This window comes from Komagataeibacter melaceti (assembly GCF_003403295.1).
GTDB classification, from domain to species: Bacteria; Pseudomonadota; Alphaproteobacteria; order Acetobacterales; family Acetobacteraceae; genus Komagataeibacter; species Komagataeibacter melaceti.
On sequence record NZ_QUWV01000070.1, the window covers coordinates 26,971 to 46,658 of the forward strand.

The window sequence follows — 19,688 nt, forward strand, 5'->3', positions numbered from 1 at the left end:
ATGAGCCTGAGGCGAGTGCTATCCCATTCCGCACCCCCTCGGCAATCGCCAGTGGGGAAGGTTGGGCCGGAAAGATGGCGGTATTATGATACCACATGCCATTTTTTGCCGGAAAAATGCCGCCTCCCGGCATTATGCACTTGACGTTTGCGCCATGGAGGGATGATAACGCGCCACCCGTTACCACTACCTTATCTGGACGGAACACTGAATCCATGAAGACCACACCCTCGCTGAAACCCGCAGAGGTGACGCGTGGCTGGACCCTGATCGACGCCGAAGGCCTCGTTCTGGGCCGGCTGGCGGCGATCATCGCCCAGCGCCTGCGCGGCAAGCACAAGCCCCAGTTCACCCCGCATGTTGATTGCGGCGACAACATCGTCGTCATCAACGCCGAGAAGATCCGTCTGACCGGCAACAAGGTGGACCAGAAGCTGTTCCATTACCACACCGGCTATCCCGGCGGGATCAAGGAACGCACGATCACCCAGCGCCTGACCGGCAAGAACCCCGGTGACGTGGTGCGCAAGGCGGTTGAGCGCATGATCACCCGTGGCCCGCTGCAGCGCGCGCAGATGAAGCACCTGTACGTCTATGCCGGCAGCGAACACCCGCATGACGGGCAGAAGCCGCAGGTTCTTGATGTTGCATCAATGAACCGCAAGAACGCCGTCACCAATCAGAACGTCGGGGCCTGAACATCATGTCCGAAACACAAGAGCGTACAGGCACGCTGGCCGATCTGAAGGACGCGGTTGCCTCCGGTCAGGTCGTCTCCTCGCAGGAAGCCGCCCCCGTTTACGAAGCCAAGCGCGACGCGCAGGGCCGTTCCTACGCCACGGGTCGCCGTAAGGACGCGGTTGCCCGCGTGTGGATCAAGCCGGGCAAGGGCGACATCATCGTCAATGGCCGTCCGGTCGGCACCTATTTCGCACGCCCGGTTCTGCGCATGCTGATCACGCAGCCGTTCCTGGTTGCTGACCGCTACAACCAGTTCGACGTGTACTGCACCGTCGTCGGTGGTGGTCTGTCGGGTCAGGCCGGTGCGGTCCGTCATGGCATCAGCCGCGCGCTGACGCATTACGAACCCGCGCTGCGCAGCATCCTGAAGGCTGCCGGCTTCCTGACGCGCGATTCGCGTGTTGTTGAACGTAAGAAGTACGGCCGCGCCAAGGCTCGTCGTTCCTTCCAGTTCAGCAAGCGCTGATCCTGCTTTTCCCGCCGTGTTTGCGGCGGGTTACAGGTTTTTCAACAGGGTCGGTTCCGCAAGGGACCGGCCCTGTTGTGCATCAGGCCCCTGCTATCGGGCAAAGGGGTTGGGCACCCGTGCGGCCTTGCACGTGGGCAGGCTGCGCGGCAGGTCTTTCTGGGCTTCAAGCGTGGTGACCACCTGCTGGAAGAACGCCAGCAATGCGCGCGCGCGCTCTAGCCCGGTGCTGTCGCGCGCCAGGTCCGTCTGGCCGTAAAAGGCGATGCTGTCCGTCCCGTTTTCCACCGTCATGCCGCCAATGGTGCGGCTGGCGCTGTTATCGGCAAAGGGAACGAGGGCGGTATCCGTGCCGGATGGGGGGTGCTGGGCTGTCATGGTCATGCCTCCTCAACTAACGCCTATCCTACCACAGTGAGACAGCATGGCGTGGATGCCGCTTGCGGTGCGTTGCGTGCACGCGGCCAAAGGGCAGGGTCATGCAGACCTGTTTCATGGCCGCGGGCAGGGCGGGAAAGGGATCAACCCCTGTTACATGGGTCAGCAGGGCCACGCTGACATGGCTGCAGCCGGGATTGCGCGTGTTGTGGCAGACATACACCCCCGTCTGCCGCCTGCGCGGATCATAGACCGCTTTCCATGTGGAGGTGGGAACAAACACCCGGTCCTGTCCTATTGCCCTGATGCTGCGTGTATGGAAGGCCGGGCCGGTCACGACATAGAGTTCCCCCTCCCGCAGGGCCAGCCTGCGCACGGCGGATTCGATGTCGGCCCACCTGCCACGGTTCAGTTCCGCGCGCTGGGGCACGATGTTGGACAGGGCGAAACTTTCCTCCTGCGCCTGCGGGTCCGGCATGTCGCCCGATGGTGCCATGTGCCCACGGTCAAAGCCGGAGCGGACATAATCTTCCAGTTCCGCGCGCAGGGTGGCGGGAATGCGGGAATCGGGGTGGAAGTCCCCCTGTCGCGGGGTGTCCATGGCGGCCCGGACCATGGCCGTATCCAGATGTTCAGCGGCCCATAGCGGCTCGTGCGCAATGCCGGAATGAAGCACGGCGAACCGCGCGTTACATAAAAGCTGTGTCTGGGATGCCAGTTGTGCGCTATCGAGCGTGGGCAACTGGCCCACGGCCCCGAAGCCGGGGCACTCCGCCGCTCGTGCGGCCACGCTGCTGGCCATGATCAGCAGGCAGGCAAGGGTCTGGATGATCCGGCCGGACAGGCGGGATATGGGCTGTGGCGTCATCGGGAAAGCGGGCTTTCATCCATGGGGCATCGACCGGCGCAGGGGAGGGGCTACGCGCCACAAGCCTGCATGCCCACAACACCCGCTGGCAGGGAAAGATTGCCTGTCATTTATCCCGCTCAGGCAGGCGGGGTCAGGGCTATTTCGACCCGGTGGGCGGGGGCAGGTCGGCCTCGTCCTGATTTTTGGACAGGGCGATGGTCACGTCCATGGTTTCCTCATTGACCAGCACGTCGAATTCGCGGTCCATCGTGGGCTTTACGCCCATCATCACCAGGTCGCCAAAGCGCAGGTGGTCCCAGTCGATCCGGTCATGAGCCTGCCGGGTCATGTCAAAGCCCAGCATGGGGTGCGCAGTGCCATCGGGCGCGGTGTAGGACCATGCGAAATGGCAGCTTGCGGGCGCATTGCGCTGGGTAAACAGCGTATGGACGAAGCCGGGCGTCACATCGGTCTGCAATGTGTTCATCAGGTAATGCGGGGCCTGCTGCTGCAGGGCGGGCGTGACCTGCGCGTTGAAAATGCCTGCCTGAATCATTTCCGGTATATGGGCCATGAATACGGCCTGATTGAGCGTGATCTCCACCCGGCATGGCGTGGTCTGGGCAAAGCGGGTCGTGATGCCCCATGCATGGGCCGTGCTGTCACCGGCCACGATCGGCGCGGGATAGGTGGGTGCGGCATGGGCCGTGTGGGGCAGGCCGCCCAGCACCACAAGCACGAGCGGCAGGCCACCCGCAATGGCGCGGCACAGCCCGTGCCGGAGTGCGGGGTGGGAGAAATATGTCAGGCTGATCAAGGGGCGGCACCGGGTCTGTCGGTTGGTTGCGTAAGGGAAAGAAAACGCTTTTACCCTGCTTCTGTCACGGGGGGCAGGGGCATGACTGCCCTGCCGCGTGTGGTGGACATATAATTAAATAATACACCCGCCTGCAACCGGGTCATGATGTATTGTTTCAGTATCGACCCGGATAAGCGGCATCCGATCATGAAAATGCCATAATAACGGCCTTTGTGTCTCCCCGTCTGGAAAGATCATGGATGGCGTGATGCTGTATGCCAGCGCGCCAGTCGTGTCAGGAGAGGGAATATGGTGGCCTGTTTTTTTTGCACTACTGTGCGCGGGGTCGGCAACTTCCATGGCTTCTGTCGCGTTGGCGCGGTCATGGCACGAATATAGCAAAAATCATGCCATAAATTGGTCAAATGGTGCCCCCATGAAAGGGGGGCATGCCACATGCCGGGAAAAAACGGCAGCTCAGGGCAGGAAGTCATGTTCGATTCAAAAATCATAGAAGTGGATGGTGTGTTCGTGGGGGCCGCCATCATTACCGGCATCGCCACATCACTGCGCTTTTATGCCGCGCATGATAGTGTCCGCTCCCTCCATAACGTCATCCTGCCGGATCTGGCGGTGCTGCGGGCGCATGTAACCCGCGCCTTCCGCCTGAAGGGGCAGCAGGATCGCCGCCCGGCGCGGGTGTAACACCATGGGCCTGAACGCAGAACGCCCCGGCGGGAACCCGTTCCCGCCGGGGCGTTGCGTATCTGCTACCGGCCGGGCCGGTCGTGTCAGCGGCTGGTGCGGCGGCCAAGCTGGCTGACATCACGCACCGCACCGCGGGCTGCGCTGGTGGTCAGGGCGCTATAGGCCTGCAATGCCACGGAAACCGTGCGCTCACGGTCCGGCTGCCAGGCGCGGTCGCCACGTTCTTCCATCCGGTCGCGGCGCGCGGCCAGTTCGGCATCAGTGACCGTGGTGCGCAGGACGCGGTTGGGGATGTCGATCTCGATGGTGTCGCCTTCCTCCAGCAGCCCGATGATCCCGCCTTCCGCCGCCTCGGGCGAGATATGGCCGATCGACAGGCCCGAACTCCCGCCCGAAAAGCGGCCATCGGTAATCAGGGCGCATTTCTCGGCCAGTCCCTTGGATTTCAGGTAGCTGGTCGGATACAGCATTTCCTGCATGCCGGGGCCGCCCTTGGGGCCTTCGTAACGGATCACGACCACATCGCCGGGCACGATGTGGTTGTTCAGGATGGCGGATACGGCGGCGTCCTGACTTTCGAAAATGCGCGCGGGACCGCTGAAGGTCAGCAGGTTCGCCGCGACACCGGCGGTTTTGACGATGGCCCCGTCCTCCGCCAGGTTGCCGAACAGCACCGCAAGCCCGCCGTCACGGCTATAGGCATGTTCCTGGTCACGGATCGCACCCTGCGCGCGGTCGGTATCAAGCGCCTTGTAGCGGCTGGACTGGGAGAAGGCCTGCGTGGTCCGCACCCCGCCGGGGGCCGCGCGGAAGAAGGTCCGTGCCGCCTCATCCACCGTGGGAGCGCTGATGTCCCACTTCTCCAGCGCCTGCGTCAGCGTGGGGGCGTGCACGCTGGGCACGTCGCCATGCAGCAGGCCCATGCGCGCCAGTTCCCCCATGATGGCGGGAATGCCACCGGCGCGATGCACGTCCTCCATATGGATATCCATGCGCGAGGGCGAGACCTTGCACAGGTTCGGCACCTTGTGGGACAGGCGGTCGATATCCGCCATGGTGAAGTGTACGCCGCCTTCATGCGCCGCCGCCAGCAGGTGCAGCACCGTGTTGGTGGAGCCGCCCATGGCGATATCGACCGACATGGCGTTTTCAAACGCGGCCTTGCTGGCGATGCCGCGCGGCAGGGCGGTGGCGTCGTCGTTTTCGTACCAGCGGCGGGCAAGGGCCACGATGTCGCGGCCCGCGCGCATGAACAGTTCGCGCCGGTCGGCATGGGTGGCGACAAGGCTGCCATTGCCGGGCAGGGCAAGGCCCAGCGCCTCGGTCAGGCAGTTCATGGAATTGGCGGTGAACATGCCCGAGCACGACCCGCAGGTGGGGCAGGCGGAGCGTTCGATCCGGTTCGACTGCTCATCGCTCACATCCGGGTTGGCCGCCGCCACCATGGAGGTGATGAGATCAACCTGCTGCTCGGTGCCGTCGTTCAGCACCTTGCCCGCTTCCATCGGCCCGCCGGAGACGAAGATGGTCGGGATGTTCAGCCGCATCGCCGCCATGAGCATGCCGGGCGTGATCTTGTCGCAGTTGCTTATGCACACCAGCGCATCGGCGCAGTGCGCATTGACCATGTATTCCACCGCATCGGCGATCAGTTCGCGCGACGGCAGACTGTACAGCATGCCGCCATGGCCCATGGCGATGCCGTCATCCACCGCGATGGTGTTGAACTCACGCCCCACGCCACCGGCTTCGGCCACCGCACCGGCCACGAGCTGCCCCAGATCCTTGAGGTGGACATGCCCGGGCACGAACTGCGTGAAGGAGTTGGCGATGGCGATGATCGGCTTGCCAAAATCACCATCCTGCATACCGGTTGCACGCCACAGGCTGCGCGCACCGGCCATGTTGCGGCCATGTGTCGTAGTGCGGGAACGATAGGCAGGCATGACGGTGACCTCACGATCAGGTATGATAAAGGGATTGAAGCTGCCTGACCGCATACAGGACACGCGGGCCACGCGCCAGCCCCAAGCTGCCGCCGGTCGCACGGGGCGGTGGGCGGGTGGCCGCAACTCCGGCTGGGACCACCCGTTTATCTGATACTTTTTTTTCCATGCACAAGGAGCGTGCACAGCATGTCCGAACCGGACCGTGAAAACCGCCAGCAGAACGCGCAGACCGCCGGCCTGCTGGAACAGTTGTATTTTCCGGTCACGGGCGTGCTGGCAGCCGGGGTGCTGGCGCTTGTCATCTTCTGGTCATGGGACTGGTTCATTCCGCTGGTGGAACACAGGGCAGGTGCCGCGCTGGGCCGAAAGGTCACGCTTGCGCACCTGCATGTCCAGCCCGGCCGGATCACCCGCATCACCGCCGATGACGTGCGGATTGACGAGCCGGAGGGCTTTGACAACCTGCCACCCTTCGCCACGGCGGACCACCTGACGATAGGCGTCAACCTGTGGCACCTGCTGGGGGGCAGGCTGGAACTGCCGGTCATCGCGCTGGACAGGCCGACAGTGGAACTGGATGCCCGCCGCGATGGGCAGGCGAATTATCATTTTCCCACCCAGGGCAAAACCGATGGCACCGCCAGCGTGCCACAGATCGGTGAACTGACGATTACTGATGGCCATCTGCACCTGGTGCATGCGCGCCTGAAAAGCGACATGCGCGCCGAGGTACACACCACCCCCGCGCAGGACAATGCCGACCCCCGCATCGTGGCGGACCTGCGCGGCACCTATACCGGGCAGGCGATTACGGGGCATTTCTCGGGCGGGGCGCTGGTTTCGCTCATGGACCGCGCGCAGCCTTACCCGATTGACGTGGTGGTGCATCATGGCCCCACGCAACTGACGCTGGTGGGGTCGGTGGATGACCCGCTCTCCTTCAGCGGCGCGCGGCTGAAGCTGACGCTGGCGGGGCCGGACATGTCGCTGCTCTATCCGCTGACGGGCGTGGTCATTCCACAGACACCGCCCTACCACGTGGCGGGCAGTCTGGATTATGTGGACCAGCGTATCCGCTTCCATGATTTCGAGGGTACGGTCGGCTCCAGCGACCTGGGGGGCACGCTGCGCATCGACCCGCATCAGGCCGTGACGTTCGTGGATACGGACCTGCATTCCCGCCATGTCGATCTGGCCGATCTGGGCGGTTTCTTCGGGGCGACACCTGGCGAGCACCCGTCCACCGCGCAGCAGGCGGCCGAGCAGAAGGCGCATGAGGCCAGCGGCGCGGTCCTGCCCACATCGCCCATCAGCCTGCCGCGGCTGCGGGCGACCAATGTCCATCTGGTCTATCATGGCGACCACATCGAGAACCAGCACACCCCGCTGGATAATATCGACGTGCTGCTCGATGTGCGCGATGGCGCCATTGATGTCCACCGCCTGAACTTCGGGGTGGGGAGCGGCAGGCTTGCCAGTAGCGGAACCTTCGTGCCCGAGGGGAACGGGGTCAATGCGCGCATCCGCATCGACATGGAGGAGATCGACCTTGCCCGCCTGATGAAGGCGTTGGGCAACTATCACGGGCAGGGCACCATTGGCGGCCATATCATGATCCATGGCCACGGCCAGTCCCTGGCCGAGATCGTGGGCAGCGGCAATGGTGGCGTGACCATGGCGCTGGATGAAGGCGGGGATATTTCCGCCATCCTGCCCGACCTTGTCGGCCTTGAGTTCGGCAAGGCGCTGCTGTCCGTCCTTGGCCTGCCCGCCCGTACCGACCTGAAATGCCTGATTGTGGACATGCCGCTGCAGGAGGGGGTGTTCCACACCCACACCATGCTGCTGGAAACGGGGGATACGCGCACCGTTGGCAAGGGGGATGTGAGCTTCAGCAACAACACCATCGACTATGCCCTCCTGTCGCGTTCACGCCATTTCGCCATCGCGTCACTGCCGGGCCCGCTCTACATCACGGGGCCGCTCAAGCATCCGCGCATCACGCCGGGGGCGGAGGTGATCGGCCGGGCCGTGGCGTCCGTGCTGACGGGCTTTGTCTTCTCCCCGGTCGGGCTGCTGCCCACGATCGAGGCCGGGGTGGGGGAGAAATCCTCCTGCGCCAGCGCGCTGCGTGAGGTCGAGGCGAATCCCGCAGCAGGTATCGCCCCCCATGCCCGCCAGCCGGGCCAGCATGCGGGCCAGCGTGGCGCGCATACGGGTGCGGCCTCCGACCGGCAGGCGGGAAAAGACGGGGATTATCGTGGCCTGAGCCGGGCGGAGCGTGATTACATCCGCTCCGTCTGGGCACGCCGGATGGACGGGCGCTAAAGGGCGAATCCCTGCTTGACCGTGCAGGCCATTTCGGCAAAAAGGAGGACAGACGTGACTGGAACCTCCCCGCATGGGGACCGTTCTGCCGTCAGGCCGGGTTAGCACAGTGGTAGTGCAGCGGTTTTGTAAACCGAAGGCCGGGGGTTCAAATCCCTCACCCGGCACCATCCATCCTATTTCAGAACATGGCATTGCGGGCATGCCGGGTGGACGGTTTCCGTCCTTCCTTCCCGGCATATGACGACCGGCCCTTGGTCGTGACCTGCTTATGGTATCAGAATAAACAGGTAATGATCTTTATTGTTGTAAACCCGCATGCCGGGGGGCACCGGCTTGAGCGGGTGGCCCATCTTGCACAATACCTGCGGCAGGCCGGGCTGCATGTCGAGATCGGTCACACACAATACAGCGGCCATGCCACCATGCTGGCCCGTATGGCGGCGCGGACGCCCGGCTGCACGCATATCGTGGCGGCGGGGGGAGACGGCACCATTGCCGAAGTGGCGCAGGGCATGGCCGGGGCAGACATCGTGCTGGCCATCCTGCCGCTGGGAACGGCCAATGTGCTGGCGCGTGAGCTTGGGCTGCCGTTCGATGTGGCGCGGGTCGCGCGTATCATCACGGCAGGCGGCAGCAGGCGCGTATGGCCGGGGCGCCTGCGCTCCAGCGCGGGGGAAGGGCTTTTCGTGCAGATGGTGGGGGTCGGGTTTGATGCCCATGTGGTCCACCATGTCTCCCTTCGCCTGAAACGCGCGGTCGGGCGCATGGCGTATGTTGCGAGCATGCTGGGCGCATTGCGGCAATACCGTTTCCCCCCCATGACTGTAACGGTGGACGGCGCGGCATATGAAGCGGCCTCGGTCATTGTATCGAAGGGCGCGCTCTATGCCGGGAAATATGTGCTGGCCCCGCAGTCCATGCAGGCGGAGCGTCTCTTTTCCGTCGTGCTGTTCCATTCCGCCGGGATCGGGGCGACGGTGCGTGCCGGGCTTGCCCTGTTGCGCGGCAATCTGGGCCGCCTGCGGGATGTGACCATCGTGCAGGCACGGGTGATTGAAATTTCCTCGCCCGCCGCCCTGCCTGTGCAGGGGGATGGCGATGCACGCGGCTTTACGCCGGTGCGCATCGACATAGCCGACCATCCCCTGCGTATTGCAGTCGCGACTGATCGGAGTGGCATCTGATGCGCCTATCCCCGGTGGAAGCGGGTGTGCCACCACCGGGGAGATGATCGGGTTTTTACCCGAACAGATGCTTTTCCCATGCCTCGACGGTGTCGCCACTGCTCATGGCCGGGTCAATCAGGCCATCGACCATGAAGGTGGGGGAGACGTGAATCCCGTTCTGGCGGGAATACTTGCACTGCCATTTGATGGCCTTCTGCAGTTCGGGCACCGCGAAGGCATCGGCCAGGGCGACACCACTATATTTTTCAATCCGGCGGATGATGTCGTTGGGTGTGGCGTCCATGTTCGGGCCGGAGCAGTGATCGGTAAACTCGAATTCCTCCCGGTGCGCGCCAATAGCGGTCATGACGGCGCGGGCGGTTTCCCTGCCGCCCTCCAGCGTGGAGGCCGCCAGGATGCACCGGACAATCACGCCGGAAAACATGTGCCATGGCTGGGAATGCAGGCGGACCCTGATCGTGATCCGGTCCTCCCCGACGCTGGCGAGCAGATCCCACAGCTTGTTGAAGGCGCGGACGGAAAAGGGGCAGGTGGGTTCGACAAAAACGTCCAGAACCTTGGGGCCATGCCCCCATTCAAGCGGGTCGGGATGCAGGGGAGTGGACATGTTTGCGGTTCCTTCCTCACGGTTGCGCGGTCTGGTGCGGACCTACGGATTTATCCATACAGGATGGGCCGGGGTTTTTTAAAACGCGGATAAATCACGTTTCGTGTTTCCCATCGTATGGGCATCGCCCCCAAAAGGCTGCATAACCGAAACATCTTCATGTCCTGTCAGGTGGTGATGCATGACCCGCACCCTTTTGCTCAAGAACGCGCTGCGTCTGGTAACGATGGACGCCGGAAGGCGGGAAATCGAGGGGGGCTGGATACTCATCCGTGACCGTCAGGTCGCCGCCATCGGCACCCCGGCCGATCCGCTGCCCGCCGCCGATGAGGTCATGGACATGGCGGGCCATGTGGTGATGCCGGGCTTGGTCAACACCCACCACCATATGTACCAGACCCTGACGCGGGTCATCCCGGCGGCGCAGGATACATCGCTGTTCGGGTGGTTGCAGGCCCTCTACCCCATATGGGCGGGACTGACGCCGGAAATGATCCGCGTTTCGGCCTGCACCGCCATGACGGAACTGCTCTGGTCGGGCTGCACCACCAGCAGCGACCACCTGTACCTGTTCCCCAATGGCGCGCGTCTTGATGATGAGATCGAGGCGGCGGCCGAGATGGGCATGCGCTTCCACGCTGCACGTGGGTCAATGAGCGTGGGGGAAAGCCAGGGCGGCCTGCCGCCTGATCGCGTGGTGGAGGACGAGGATGCAATCCTGGCCGACACACAGCGCGTGATCGAAACCTATCATGACCCCGCACCACTTGCGATGCAGCGGATTGCCGTGGCCCCCTGTTCGCCCTTTTCCGTCAGTCGGGATCTCATGCGCAATGCCGCCGCCCTTGCGCGCGCAACCGGGACCATGCTGCATACCCATCTGGCGGAAAACGCCAGCGACATCGCTTATAGCCGCGAAAAATTCAACATGACCCCCGCCGAATACGCCGAGGATACGGGCTGGGTTGGCGCGGATGTCTGGCACGCCCATTGTGTGCGTCTGGACGACGCGGGCATCCGCCGCTTCGGGGCGACCCATACCGGCATGGCCCATTGCCCGTGTTCCAACATGCGGCTGGGATCGGGGATCGCGCCGGTCCGGCGCATGGTGGCGTCGGGCATGCGCGTGGGGCTGGGGGTGGATGGGTCTGCCTCCAACGATGGAAGCCACATGCTGGGTGAGGCCCGTCAGGCCATGCTGCTTGGCCGCCTGATTGAAACGCCGGACAACCAGCCCATGATGCAGGCGCGTGAAGTGCTGGAACTGGCCACGCGTGGTGGTGCTGCGGTGCTGGGGCGTGATGATATCGGGCATCTGGCACCGGGCATGGCGGCGGACATCGTGGCGTTCGACCTGCGCGGCATCGACCATGCGGGCGCGCAGTCGGACCCGGTGGCGGCGCTGGTTTTCTGCACGCCACGCCGTGTGTCATGCAGCATCGTCAACGGGCGCGTGCTGATCCGCGACGGGCTGTTCACCGCGCACGATCCCGCCCGGCTGGCCCGGCGGCATAATGAATTGGCCCGCGAACTGCTGGAGAAGGCCTGAACCCTCCCGCCCCGCAGGGCGGTACCCGTTCAGCCCTGCGGGGGCCGCCGGCGATAGGCGCGGTAGCCCCTGCGGCCCAGGAATTTCATGACGGGCAGGCACAGGTTGAGCAGCCCCATGGAGAAAAGGCAGGCATGGGTGAATGCCTTGTCGAATACGGAACTGAACACCTCCCGGCTGTTCCGCTCGCAACACTGCATGATCCGTTCTGCGGTAACGTCCGGGTCCTGCGGCGGGTCGATGAAATTGTAGATCGAGCCGCCAGCTTCCATTTCCCGACTCAGCATGGGGGTGTTGACGCTGGCGGGATAGATGGAGGTGACCTGAATGCGGCGGGGCCGCAGTTCCTGTTCCAGCGCCCGGGCGAATCCACGCAGGCCGCATTTGGCCGCCGTATAGACGCTGCTGCCCGCCAGCGGGAAAATGGCCGCCATCGAGTTGACGAATACGATATGCCCCCCGCGCTGCATGGCGGGCAGCAGGGCGTTTGTCAGTTCAATGGGCGCGGTCAGGTCAACGGTGATCTGGTTTGCAATCGCCGCACTGTCCAGTTGCCCCACGCTCTGCGGTGCGATCACGCCCGCGCAGTGCACCAGCACGTCAATCTGCGGTGCCGTTTCAACGATGGTGGTGGCGGCCCGGTGGAGGCTGTCCATATCGGTCAGGTCACAGGCGACGGTGGTGACACCGGACATGTCCCGCGCGGTCTGGCGCGAGAGCAGGATAACGGAATACCCGCGCGCGATCATGCGCTGCACGAGCGCCTGACCGATTCCCCCCGTTGCGCCGGTTACCACGGCGACCTTGCGGGTGGAGAAACCTGTTTTTCCGTTCAGATCACTCTTTTCCAATGATTCTCTTACTTTCCTGCCTGCCGGACTGCATCATCGTGTCAGGCATGCGGCGATATGGAATATGTCCCGCTGCCTGATGCGGGCCATGTTATCTGGAACATAATAATCCGTCGATAACCCTGAGCCATCTGTGGCCCCGGATACGACAATATTTGATGGGGAAAGATTGTTTATGGATATTATATATCATTTAACCATATCATATTCCGAAATAGAAAATATGGATTATGAAAAAATCCGGATGGTTTACTGACGGACCTGAAATAGGTTCTGCATAACTTTCTGATAATCAATCTCAAGAAAACAAAATAATTTCACAATTATTTCATAATTCTTTATTGTGATTTGATATTTTGAATATTATCATGAATGAAATTCATAAATCTCAGTAATTAATCATGTATATAAGAAAAATATAAAGTTATGTTCGGGAGTATTTCCATGAAGGTTGGAAAGATACCATCCTCCCGCCCATGAATACTTCACTTCCCATAGGATCACGTAAACCCATACGGCACAGAACCATTATGGAATGAAGCGCCCGGAAGTTCCGTCCACGGTGTTTCACGTGTCCGTGCCATGGCGGTGGGAAGCAGGAATTGTCATCTGAACCGGAAGCCCGCAGGGCGTGGCGGAGAGAGTGGGATTCGAACCCACGGTACGCTATTAACGTACACACGCTTTCCAAGCGTGCGCCTTAAGCCGCTCGGCCATCTCTCCAGCCGTTATCGGTTTTTGCCTGCCTGATCAGGTGGCTGTGTCCGATGCGTGCGGAACATATCACCAATTTCTGGCGGCGCAAGAGGAAAACGCCATATCCTTTTCCTCCGGCCACGAGACTTTCATGGCCGGAGCGCAGGGGTGTTACTGGTCCATCTTCAGCGCGGCGAGGAACGCGCTCTGCGGGATCTCGACCTTGCCGAACTGGCGCATGCGCTTTTTGCCTTCTTTCTGCTTTTCCAGCAGCTTGCGCTTGCGCGAGATGTCACCGCCATAACATTTTGCCGTCACGTCCTTGGACATGGCGCCAATGGTCTCACGCGCGATGATCCGGCTGCCAATCGCGGCCTGCACCGCAATCTTGAAAAGCTGGCGGGGAATCAGTTCCTTGAGCTTGGCGCAGATCGAACGCCCGCGTGTTTCCGCGGCCGAGCGGTGAGCAATGAACGACAGCGCATCCACCGGCTCCTGATTGACCAGGATGGAAATGCGCACGAGGTCGCTCTCCTCATACCCGTCCATCTGGTAGTCAAAGCTGGCGTAACCGCGCGTGACCGATTTCAGGCGGTCGTAGAAGTCGAACACGACCTCGTTCAGCGGCAGGCGATAGACCGCCATGGCCCGGTTGCCGACATAGGTCAGGTCCACCTGTACGCCGCGGCGTTCGCTGCACAGGGTCAGGACCGCGCCAAGATATTCGTCCGGCACCATGATGGTCGCCCTGATCCATGGCTCCTCAATCTTCTCGATCAGGGACAGGTCGGGCATGTCGGCCGGGTTGTGCAGTTCCGCCGTCTCGCCATTGGTCAGCAGCATCTTGTACACAACCGAAGGTGCTGTTGCGATCAGGTCGAGATTGAACTCGCGGCTCAGGCGCTCCTGAATGATTTCCAGATGCAGCAGCCCGAGGAACCCGCAGCGGAAACCGAAGCCAAGGGCGGCGGAGGTCTCGGCCTCGTAGTGGAAGGAGGCATCGTTCAGCCGCAGCTTGGACAGGCTGTCGCGCAGTTTTTCAAAATCATCGGCCACGACCGGGTACAGGCCGCACCACACCACAGGGATGGAGGGCTTGAAGCCCGCCAGCGGCTCACTGGCCGGGCGGCGGTCATCGGTAATGGTGTCGCCCACATTAGTGTCGGCCACGGTCTTGATGGCGGCGTTGATGTAGCCGATCTCACCCGGGCCCAGCTCGTCCACATTGGTCATGCGCGGGGCGAACACACCCACCTGATCCACCTGGTGGACCACGCCGGTTGACATCATGCGGATGCGCATGCCGCGCTTCAGGCGGCCTTCCTTCACGCGCACCAGTGTAATCACGCCCAGGTACGGATCGTACCAGCTATCGACCAGCAGCGCCTTGAGCGGGGCTTCGGCATCGCCGGTGGGCGGGGGCAGGCGCTTGACCAGCGCTTCCAGAACGGCCTCGATGTTCAGGCCGGTCTTGGCTGAAACCTCGACCGCGTCATCGGCGGGAATACCTACCACTTCCTCGATCTGCTCCTTCACGCGCGGGCAGTCGGCGGCGGGCAGGTCAACCTTGTTCAGGACCGGCACGATCTCGTGGTTGGCGTCGATGGCCTGATACACATTGGCCAGCGTCTGCGCTTCCACCCCCTGTGACGCATCGACCACCAGCAGCGATCCCTCGCACGCGGCAAGCGAGCGGCTGACCTCATAGGCGAAGTCAACATGGCCCGGCGTGTCCATGAGGTTGAGCACGTAGGTCTTGCCATCTTCGGCAGGGTAGGCCAGGCGCACGGTCTGCGCCTTGATGGTGATGCCACGTTCACGTTCCAGATCCATATTGTCCAGAACCTGATTGGTCATTTCCCGCTGTGTCAGCGCGCCGCAGGCCTGGATCAGGCGGTCGGCCAGGGTGGATTTCCCATGGTCGATATGCGCGATGATCGAGAAATTGCGGATCAGGGAGAGGGGCGTGTCGGTCATGGGCGAGACATAGTGTAAATTCGTGGGAAAGTCAGCCGCTACCTGTCATGGCCAGGTGGAAAATATCACCGGTGCCGCGAACGTGCGTTACATGCAGGCCATGGTGATGCGGTGGATGCGGGTACCGCCATCCATGATGATTTCCTGTTCATCCATTCCGGCCAGCGCGCGGATGCGGACAAGCTCGTGCAGCGGGGTAGTGACAGGGGCGTCATGCCAGCGTTCCACCACCACGCCACAGCAGGGTGTGCCCCGTGGGGTGTGGAGCAGCACCCGGTCCGACTGGCGTATCGCGGCGGTGGGCGAGACGATCAGCGTCCCCCCCCGGCGAAAGATCGGTTCCATGCAATCACTATCCACATGCACGGCATAGGAATGATGGTCCGCCATGCCGTGGAAGTCCCATTTTTCCCATGATTCGCCATCGGGCAGGCCAGTCTCGTCAAACAGTTCGGGATGGGCCAGTTGGGAAAACGACACGATCTTCAGGTGCGAATGGTGGGCCTTGCCGCCTGTTTCGGGGTCATGATGGCCCGATAGCAGGCGGCTGAACCCTTCGAACGAGATGCCTGTGGCCGACAGGGTGCGCGCAAGGCTTTCCGTGCCCGGCCAGCGGGGGCGGCCCGCAGGCGTGATCCGCTTGGAGGGGTTGAAGGTGGTGCTGTCCAGCCCCGCCGCCCGTGCAAGGCCGGAGGGGGTCAGCCCGCGTTCCGCGGCCAGACGGTCCAGGGCGCGCCAGATATCGGTATGGCTGATCATGTCGGCAGTTTCAGTATTTCGGTCCGGTGGCGGGCGTGGCCCTGTTCGGTCAGGGCGAATCGTTCATCCTGACCCCTGCATGCCAGCCCCATGCCCTCCAGCCGGCGCAGGCAGGGGTCATCGCGCAGGCCGGTGGGGCGGCCATCATGTCCGCTCAGTTTCAGCCGGTGCAGCGCGCTGCGGCAGCACGATTCAAGATAGGGTTCATTCCACATGGGGCAGGGACCGCTAGGAAACAGATGACGGCCCCGCCGCTGTTCCACGACAGGCCGTGACATGGGTTCAGGCATGGTCAGGCAGATATGCTGGCATTTTGCTTACTGGGGTTGGCGCGGTCTGTCCACCACGTGGGGTGGCGTCCCCTGCGCCTGCATGGAAGGTGGCATGTGCTGCGTGCCCTACGTTTTTGGAAACGGGTTATTATATCTTTTAACGAACATGGCACATTGTCATATTTCTGACCCGGATGTGATACATGTTTCGGTAAAGTGCATGTAGAAATCCATAATCCAAGGCAGTCTTTATGAAATTTCGGGAATATATTCTTGTTCTGTCCCTGGCCGGGGCACCTTTCATTCCGTCTGTCGGCGCGCTGGCGGCGGATTGCAGCAACGGCCAGAACACCCCCAAATGGGATGTGATCGGCCGCGCAGCCCAGGCCGAGGACTGTGCGAACAATCGTGTCCAGTCCTATCAGGACCGCGTCAACCAGAACGTGCAGCAGCGCGAACAGGCCCTGCGGGACGGCTCGCAGAACCTGCGCAAGGATTATGACGACAAGGTGAACTCCGCGCGTCAGAACACGGTTGGCCGGTGGGACAGCGCCCGTGACGCCGAAAAGCAGAAGCTGACGGATGAACGCGCGCGCGTTGACCAGACCATCCAGAACGGTCGCGACCGCCTTGATGCGATTCGCAACGCGCCCAAGAACCGGCTCGACTCCCTGCGCAACGCCGGCAATGCGGAGCGCCAGCGCTGGGACAATCTGAAAAGCCAGACCGGCTCCGATGTGAACAGCCTTCTTGGCGGTTCGGGCCAGTAAATGAAAAGGCCGGTGCCTGCGGGCACCGGCCTTTTTTTATCCCGATCTGAACGGGCAGGGATGCCGGTCCTCTCCCGTCAGGACAGGACCAGCCTTTCCCCCTGTTTTCAGTCCGCCTTTACCGTCAGCGTGAATGGCTGTTCCGCCTGCCCGTCGGGGCCGGGTTCGACCTGTAGCAGGTAAAGGTCATCGTGCAGGACAAGCCATGCCTGCGCATCGCTGTTCTGTACAAGGCGCGGGTCGATCAGGCGCAGGACCGCATTGCCGGGTTTCGCGTCCAGCCGCGCCGTGACCTTTTCCCCCTTATGCAGCCCGAGGCGATAGACGCAGGTCGCGCCGTGGTGCAGGGTTGCCTGCAACTGGATCTGCGCGCCGGGTTGCAGGTTCTGCGGCGGATTGCAGAACGGGGGCACGTTCTGCATGTTTTCCAGCATGGTGCGCACATCCCGGGGCTTGGTGATGGGCGTGGGGCCGAAACCATAAAGTGAGAGATGCCCGGGGTTCAGGATACCCACGGTCATGTTGTGGCCCGTACGGTCCACCAGCAGCCATGCGATGCTGTCCGCCCCCGCATGCTGCCTGTTGCCGGTCATGAACAGGATGTCGCCTACGGGCTGGAGCGGGCCTGCAACCTGCATGTTCTGCACGAAACTGTCATATTGCGCGCCCAGTTCCTGCTTCAGCACGATCGACAGCGGCCCCGCGCCAAACAGGTTGGTATCAGCCGCGTAATGCCCGCTGGCGGCGGCAAGCTGGTCGGCCAGTGCGGTATCCGTAGCAGCCGCCCGCGCGGGCCGGTCCGTTGCTGTGCAGAGTGTGAGCAGGCCAAGAAGGCAGAGGGCGGAGCGGGATATGTTCGGCACGGGCAGACCTTTTTCCTGAGCACATAAAAACATGCCCGGCAGTGCCGGGCATGAATGAAACGCTCAGTTACGGGTCAGGTTGCCGCTCCGCTCAGGTGCGGGGCCGCTTGCGCGAGGACGCAGCCCCACGCGGCGGGCCACCAAACCCGCCGGGACGGCCACCGCCACCACCGGGCTTGCGGGCGAACGGGCGGCCACCACGCGGCGGGCCGCTGCGGCGGGCGCCACCACCACCAGCGGGGGCGCTGGCGGGTGTGATCTGCACTTCGTCATTCTCGATCGAGGCGATGCACGAACGGAATTTGTCTGTGGAATCCGGCGTGATCTCGAACAGGGTCTGGGTATCGTTGATGCGGATGGCGCCAATATCGGCCTTGCGCACACCGCCCAGGCGGCAGATCAGCGGGATCAGCCATTTCGGGTCAGCCTTTTCCTGCCGGCCCACATTCATGGCGAACCATGCACCCGGTTCGGCGCTGGCGTAGCTGTCACGCGTGGGGCGGGGGCCGTCACGCTCGCTACGCTCACGCACGGGGCGCGGCGCGTCGGGCGTGATGTGGCGCACGTTTTCCGGCGCGGGCAGGCGGGCGCGGTACATCTGCAGCAGGGCAGCGGCAAGCTGTTCGCTGGTGCGGCCCTCGACAAGCTGGCCAACCAGTTCCGCATCCGCTTCGGCCACGTCCTCGTTCAGGGCGGGATCGGCCAGCAGGCGCTTGGCGTCATTGGCGCGGATCTCGGCAGCCGTGGGCACGCCCGACCATGTGGCCGTGATCTTCGCACCCTGCATCAGGCGCTCGGCCCGGCGGCGCTGCGACATGGGAACCATCAGCACGCACACGCCCTTGCGGCCCGCGCGGCCCGTGCGGCCCGAACGGTGCAGCAGGGTGGCCGGGTCGGTCGGCAGCGTGGCGTGGACAACCAGCGCCAGTGCCGGGATGTCGATGCCACGGGCCGCCACGTCGGTCGCGACGCACACATTGGCCTGGCCCTTGCGCAGGCTGTCGATGGCGCGGGTGCGCTCGTTCTGTCCCAGTTCACCCGACAGCGCGACGGAGGAGAATCCACGCTCCACCAGTGCGGCCTGCATGTGGCGCACCATCTCGCGCGTGGCGCAGAACACCATGGTGGTCTGGCTGTCGGTATAGCGCAGGACGTTCACCACGGCGGGGATCAGTTCACGGGCATCGGCCACCACGGCGCGGTATTCGATGTCGGCATGCTGCTTCGCGCCCGACAGGGTGTCGATGCGCACGGCGTCATTCTGGTAGCGCCGGGCCAGCGATGCGATTTCCTTGGCGATCGTGGCGGAAAACAGCAGCGTGCGCCGGGTCTTGGGCATGGCGTCAAGCAGCTGCTCAAGCTCGTCACGGAAGCCGAGGTCAAGCATCTCGTCCGCTTCGTCCAGCACGACCACGCGCAGGTCGGACATGTCCAGACGCCCGCGCGACTGGTGGTCGCACAGCCGTCCCGGCGTGCCGACCACGATATGTGCGCCAAGCTGCAGGGCGCGGGCTTCACGCCGCGCGTCCATGCCGCCGATGCACGATACGATACGCCCGCCAGCCGGGGCATACAGCCATGTCAGTTCACGCGTGACCTGCATGGCGAGTTCACGCGTGGGGGCGATGATCACGGCCAGCGGCGGACCCGCCGGGCCAAAACGTTCGGCTCCACCCAGCAGGGTGTCGGCCATGGCCAGACCGAAGGCTACGGTCTTGCCGGAGCCGGTCTGGGCGGAAACGAGCAGGTCGCGGCCTTCGGCTGCGACATCCAGAACAGCTTTCTGGACGGGAGTCGGGGCATCGTACCCACGCTCGTCCAGCGCGCGTTGCAGGGCGGGGTGGGTTTCGGGAAACGGCATATATCGGGCAATCCGGACAGAACATGAAGAACACAGGCGACGCAGGAAGGAAACTGGCCGCCGGCCGTTCATGC

Annotated in this window: 18 protein-coding genes and 2 tRNA genes; 8 read left to right on the top strand and 12 right to left on the bottom strand. The window is 63.1% G+C overall.

What is annotated here, in order from left to right:
* Positions 1-215: 215 nt before the first annotated feature.
* Both rplM and rpsI read left to right on the top strand, forming a co-directional pair.
* Positions 216-698 (top strand): 50S ribosomal protein L13, encoded by a 483-nt coding sequence (gene rplM, locus DY926_RS08845; RefSeq protein ID WP_116703033.1) that lies wholly within the window; start codon positions 216-218, stop codon positions 696-698.
* Positions 699-703: 5 nt separating this feature from the next.
* The gene (gene rpsI, locus DY926_RS08850) at positions 704-1,207 is read left to right on the top strand and encodes a 30S ribosomal protein S9 (protein ID WP_102325205.1); all 504 of its coding nucleotides are present in this window, start codon (positions 704-706) and stop codon (positions 1,205-1,207) included.
* Positions 1,208-1,300: 93 nt separating this feature from the next.
* On the opposite strand, the gene DY926_RS08855 is transcribed toward rpsI, so the two are convergent.
* The 3 genes from DY926_RS08855 to DY926_RS08870 all read right to left on the bottom strand — a co-directional run bounded on the left by DY926_RS08855 (position 1,301) and on the right by DY926_RS08870 (position 3,252).
* The gene (locus tag DY926_RS08855) at positions 1,301-1,585 is read right to left on the bottom strand and encodes a hypothetical protein (protein ID WP_116703034.1); all 285 of its coding nucleotides are present in this window, start codon (positions 1,583-1,585) and stop codon (positions 1,301-1,303) included.
* A 28-nt stretch (positions 1,586-1,613) separates the two neighbouring features.
* Positions 1,614-2,453, bottom strand: coding sequence for a DNA/RNA non-specific endonuclease (locus DY926_RS08860; RefSeq protein WP_241503134.1), 840 nt, complete (start codon positions 2,451-2,453; stop codon positions 1,614-1,616).
* Between the two features lie 139 nt (positions 2,454-2,592).
* Complete coding sequence (locus tag DY926_RS08870; protein WP_241503135.1) at positions 2,593-3,252, bottom strand: hypothetical protein; 660 nt, start codon at positions 3,250-3,252, stop codon at positions 2,593-2,595.
* A gap of 474 nt (positions 3,253-3,726) precedes the next feature.
* On the opposite strand from DY926_RS08870, the gene DY926_RS08875 reads away from it, so the two are divergent.
* A complete protein-coding gene (locus tag DY926_RS08875) occupies positions 3,727-3,939 on the top strand; it encodes a hypothetical protein (RefSeq protein ID WP_116703092.1) in 213 nt (70 codons plus the stop codon).
* 86 nt (positions 3,940-4,025) lie between these two features.
* Here DY926_RS08875 and ilvD read toward each other — a convergent pair whose 3' ends face one another.
* A complete protein-coding gene (ilvD, locus tag DY926_RS08880; RefSeq protein WP_116703093.1) occupies positions 4,026-5,888 on the bottom strand; it encodes a dihydroxy-acid dehydratase in 1,863 nt (620 codons plus the stop codon).
* A 189-nt stretch (positions 5,889-6,077) separates the two neighbouring features.
* Here ilvD and DY926_RS08885 point away from each other — a divergent pair, with 189 nt between their 5' ends.
* The 3 genes from DY926_RS08885 (at position 6,078) to DY926_RS08895 (ending at position 9,406) form a co-directional block, all read left to right on the top strand.
* Positions 6,078-8,219: an AsmA family protein gene (locus DY926_RS08885; protein WP_116703037.1), complete on the top strand. Its 2,142-nt coding sequence runs from the start codon at positions 6,078-6,080 to the stop codon at positions 8,217-8,219.
* A gap of 95 nt (positions 8,220-8,314) precedes the next feature.
* Positions 8,315-8,389 (top strand) — tRNA-Thr (locus tag DY926_RS08890).
* 123 nt (positions 8,390-8,512) lie between these two features.
* Positions 8,513-9,406, top strand: a complete 894-nt coding sequence (locus DY926_RS08895) for a diacylglycerol/lipid kinase family protein (protein ID WP_116703038.1) — start codon at positions 8,513-8,515, stop codon at positions 9,404-9,406.
* A gap of 55 nt (positions 9,407-9,461) precedes the next feature.
* Here the strand turns inward: DY926_RS08895 and DY926_RS08900 are convergent, their stop codons facing one another.
* Positions 9,462-10,016: a DsbA family protein gene (locus DY926_RS08900; RefSeq protein WP_116703039.1), complete on the bottom strand. Its 555-nt coding sequence runs from the start codon at positions 10,014-10,016 to the stop codon at positions 9,462-9,464.
* Positions 10,017-10,197: 181 nt separating this feature from the next.
* On the opposite strand from DY926_RS08900, the gene DY926_RS08905 reads away from it, so the two are divergent.
* Positions 10,198-11,565, top strand: a complete 1,368-nt coding sequence (locus DY926_RS08905; protein ID WP_116703040.1) for an 8-oxoguanine deaminase — start codon at positions 10,198-10,200, stop codon at positions 11,563-11,565.
* Between the two features lie 29 nt (positions 11,566-11,594).
* Here the strand turns inward: DY926_RS08905 and DY926_RS08910 are convergent, their stop codons facing one another.
* The 5 genes from DY926_RS08910 to DY926_RS08930 all read right to left on the bottom strand — a co-directional run bounded on the left by DY926_RS08910 (position 11,595) and on the right by DY926_RS08930 (position 16,063).
* Positions 11,595-12,416, bottom strand: a complete 822-nt coding sequence (locus DY926_RS08910; protein ID WP_241503136.1) for an SDR family NAD(P)-dependent oxidoreductase — start codon at positions 12,414-12,416, stop codon at positions 11,595-11,597.
* Between the two features lie 632 nt (positions 12,417-13,048).
* Positions 13,049-13,139, bottom strand: a tRNA-Ser gene (locus DY926_RS08915).
* 144 nt (positions 13,140-13,283) lie between these two features.
* A complete protein-coding gene (lepA, locus tag DY926_RS08920; protein WP_116703041.1) occupies positions 13,284-15,089 on the bottom strand; it encodes a translation elongation factor 4 in 1,806 nt (601 codons plus the stop codon).
* An 87-nt stretch (positions 15,090-15,176) separates the two neighbouring features.
* Entirely contained in the window at positions 15,177-15,848 is a 672-nt protein-coding gene (locus DY926_RS08925; RefSeq protein WP_116703042.1) for a S24 family peptidase, read from the bottom strand.
* Complete coding sequence (locus tag DY926_RS08930; protein ID WP_116703095.1) at positions 15,845-16,063, bottom strand: hypothetical protein; 219 nt, start codon at positions 16,061-16,063, stop codon at positions 15,845-15,847. Before DY926_RS08930 ends, DY926_RS08925 begins: the two co-directional genes overlap by 4 nt.
* A gap of 308 nt (positions 16,064-16,371) precedes the next feature.
* Here DY926_RS08930 and DY926_RS08935 point away from each other — a divergent pair, with 308 nt between their 5' ends.
* The gene (locus DY926_RS08935; RefSeq protein ID WP_116703043.1) at positions 16,372-16,890 is read left to right on the top strand and encodes a hypothetical protein; all 519 of its coding nucleotides are present in this window, start codon (positions 16,372-16,374) and stop codon (positions 16,888-16,890) included.
* Between the two features lie 107 nt (positions 16,891-16,997).
* On the opposite strand, the gene DY926_RS08940 is transcribed toward DY926_RS08935, so the two are convergent.
* Positions 16,998-17,753, bottom strand: coding sequence for a hypothetical protein (locus DY926_RS08940; RefSeq protein ID WP_241503137.1), 756 nt, complete (start codon positions 17,751-17,753; stop codon positions 16,998-17,000).
* Between the two features lie 91 nt (positions 17,754-17,844).
* Entirely contained in the window at positions 17,845-19,614 is a 1,770-nt protein-coding gene (locus tag DY926_RS08945) for a DEAD/DEAH box helicase (protein WP_116703045.1), read from the bottom strand.
* Positions 19,615-19,688: the final 74 nt, after the last annotated feature.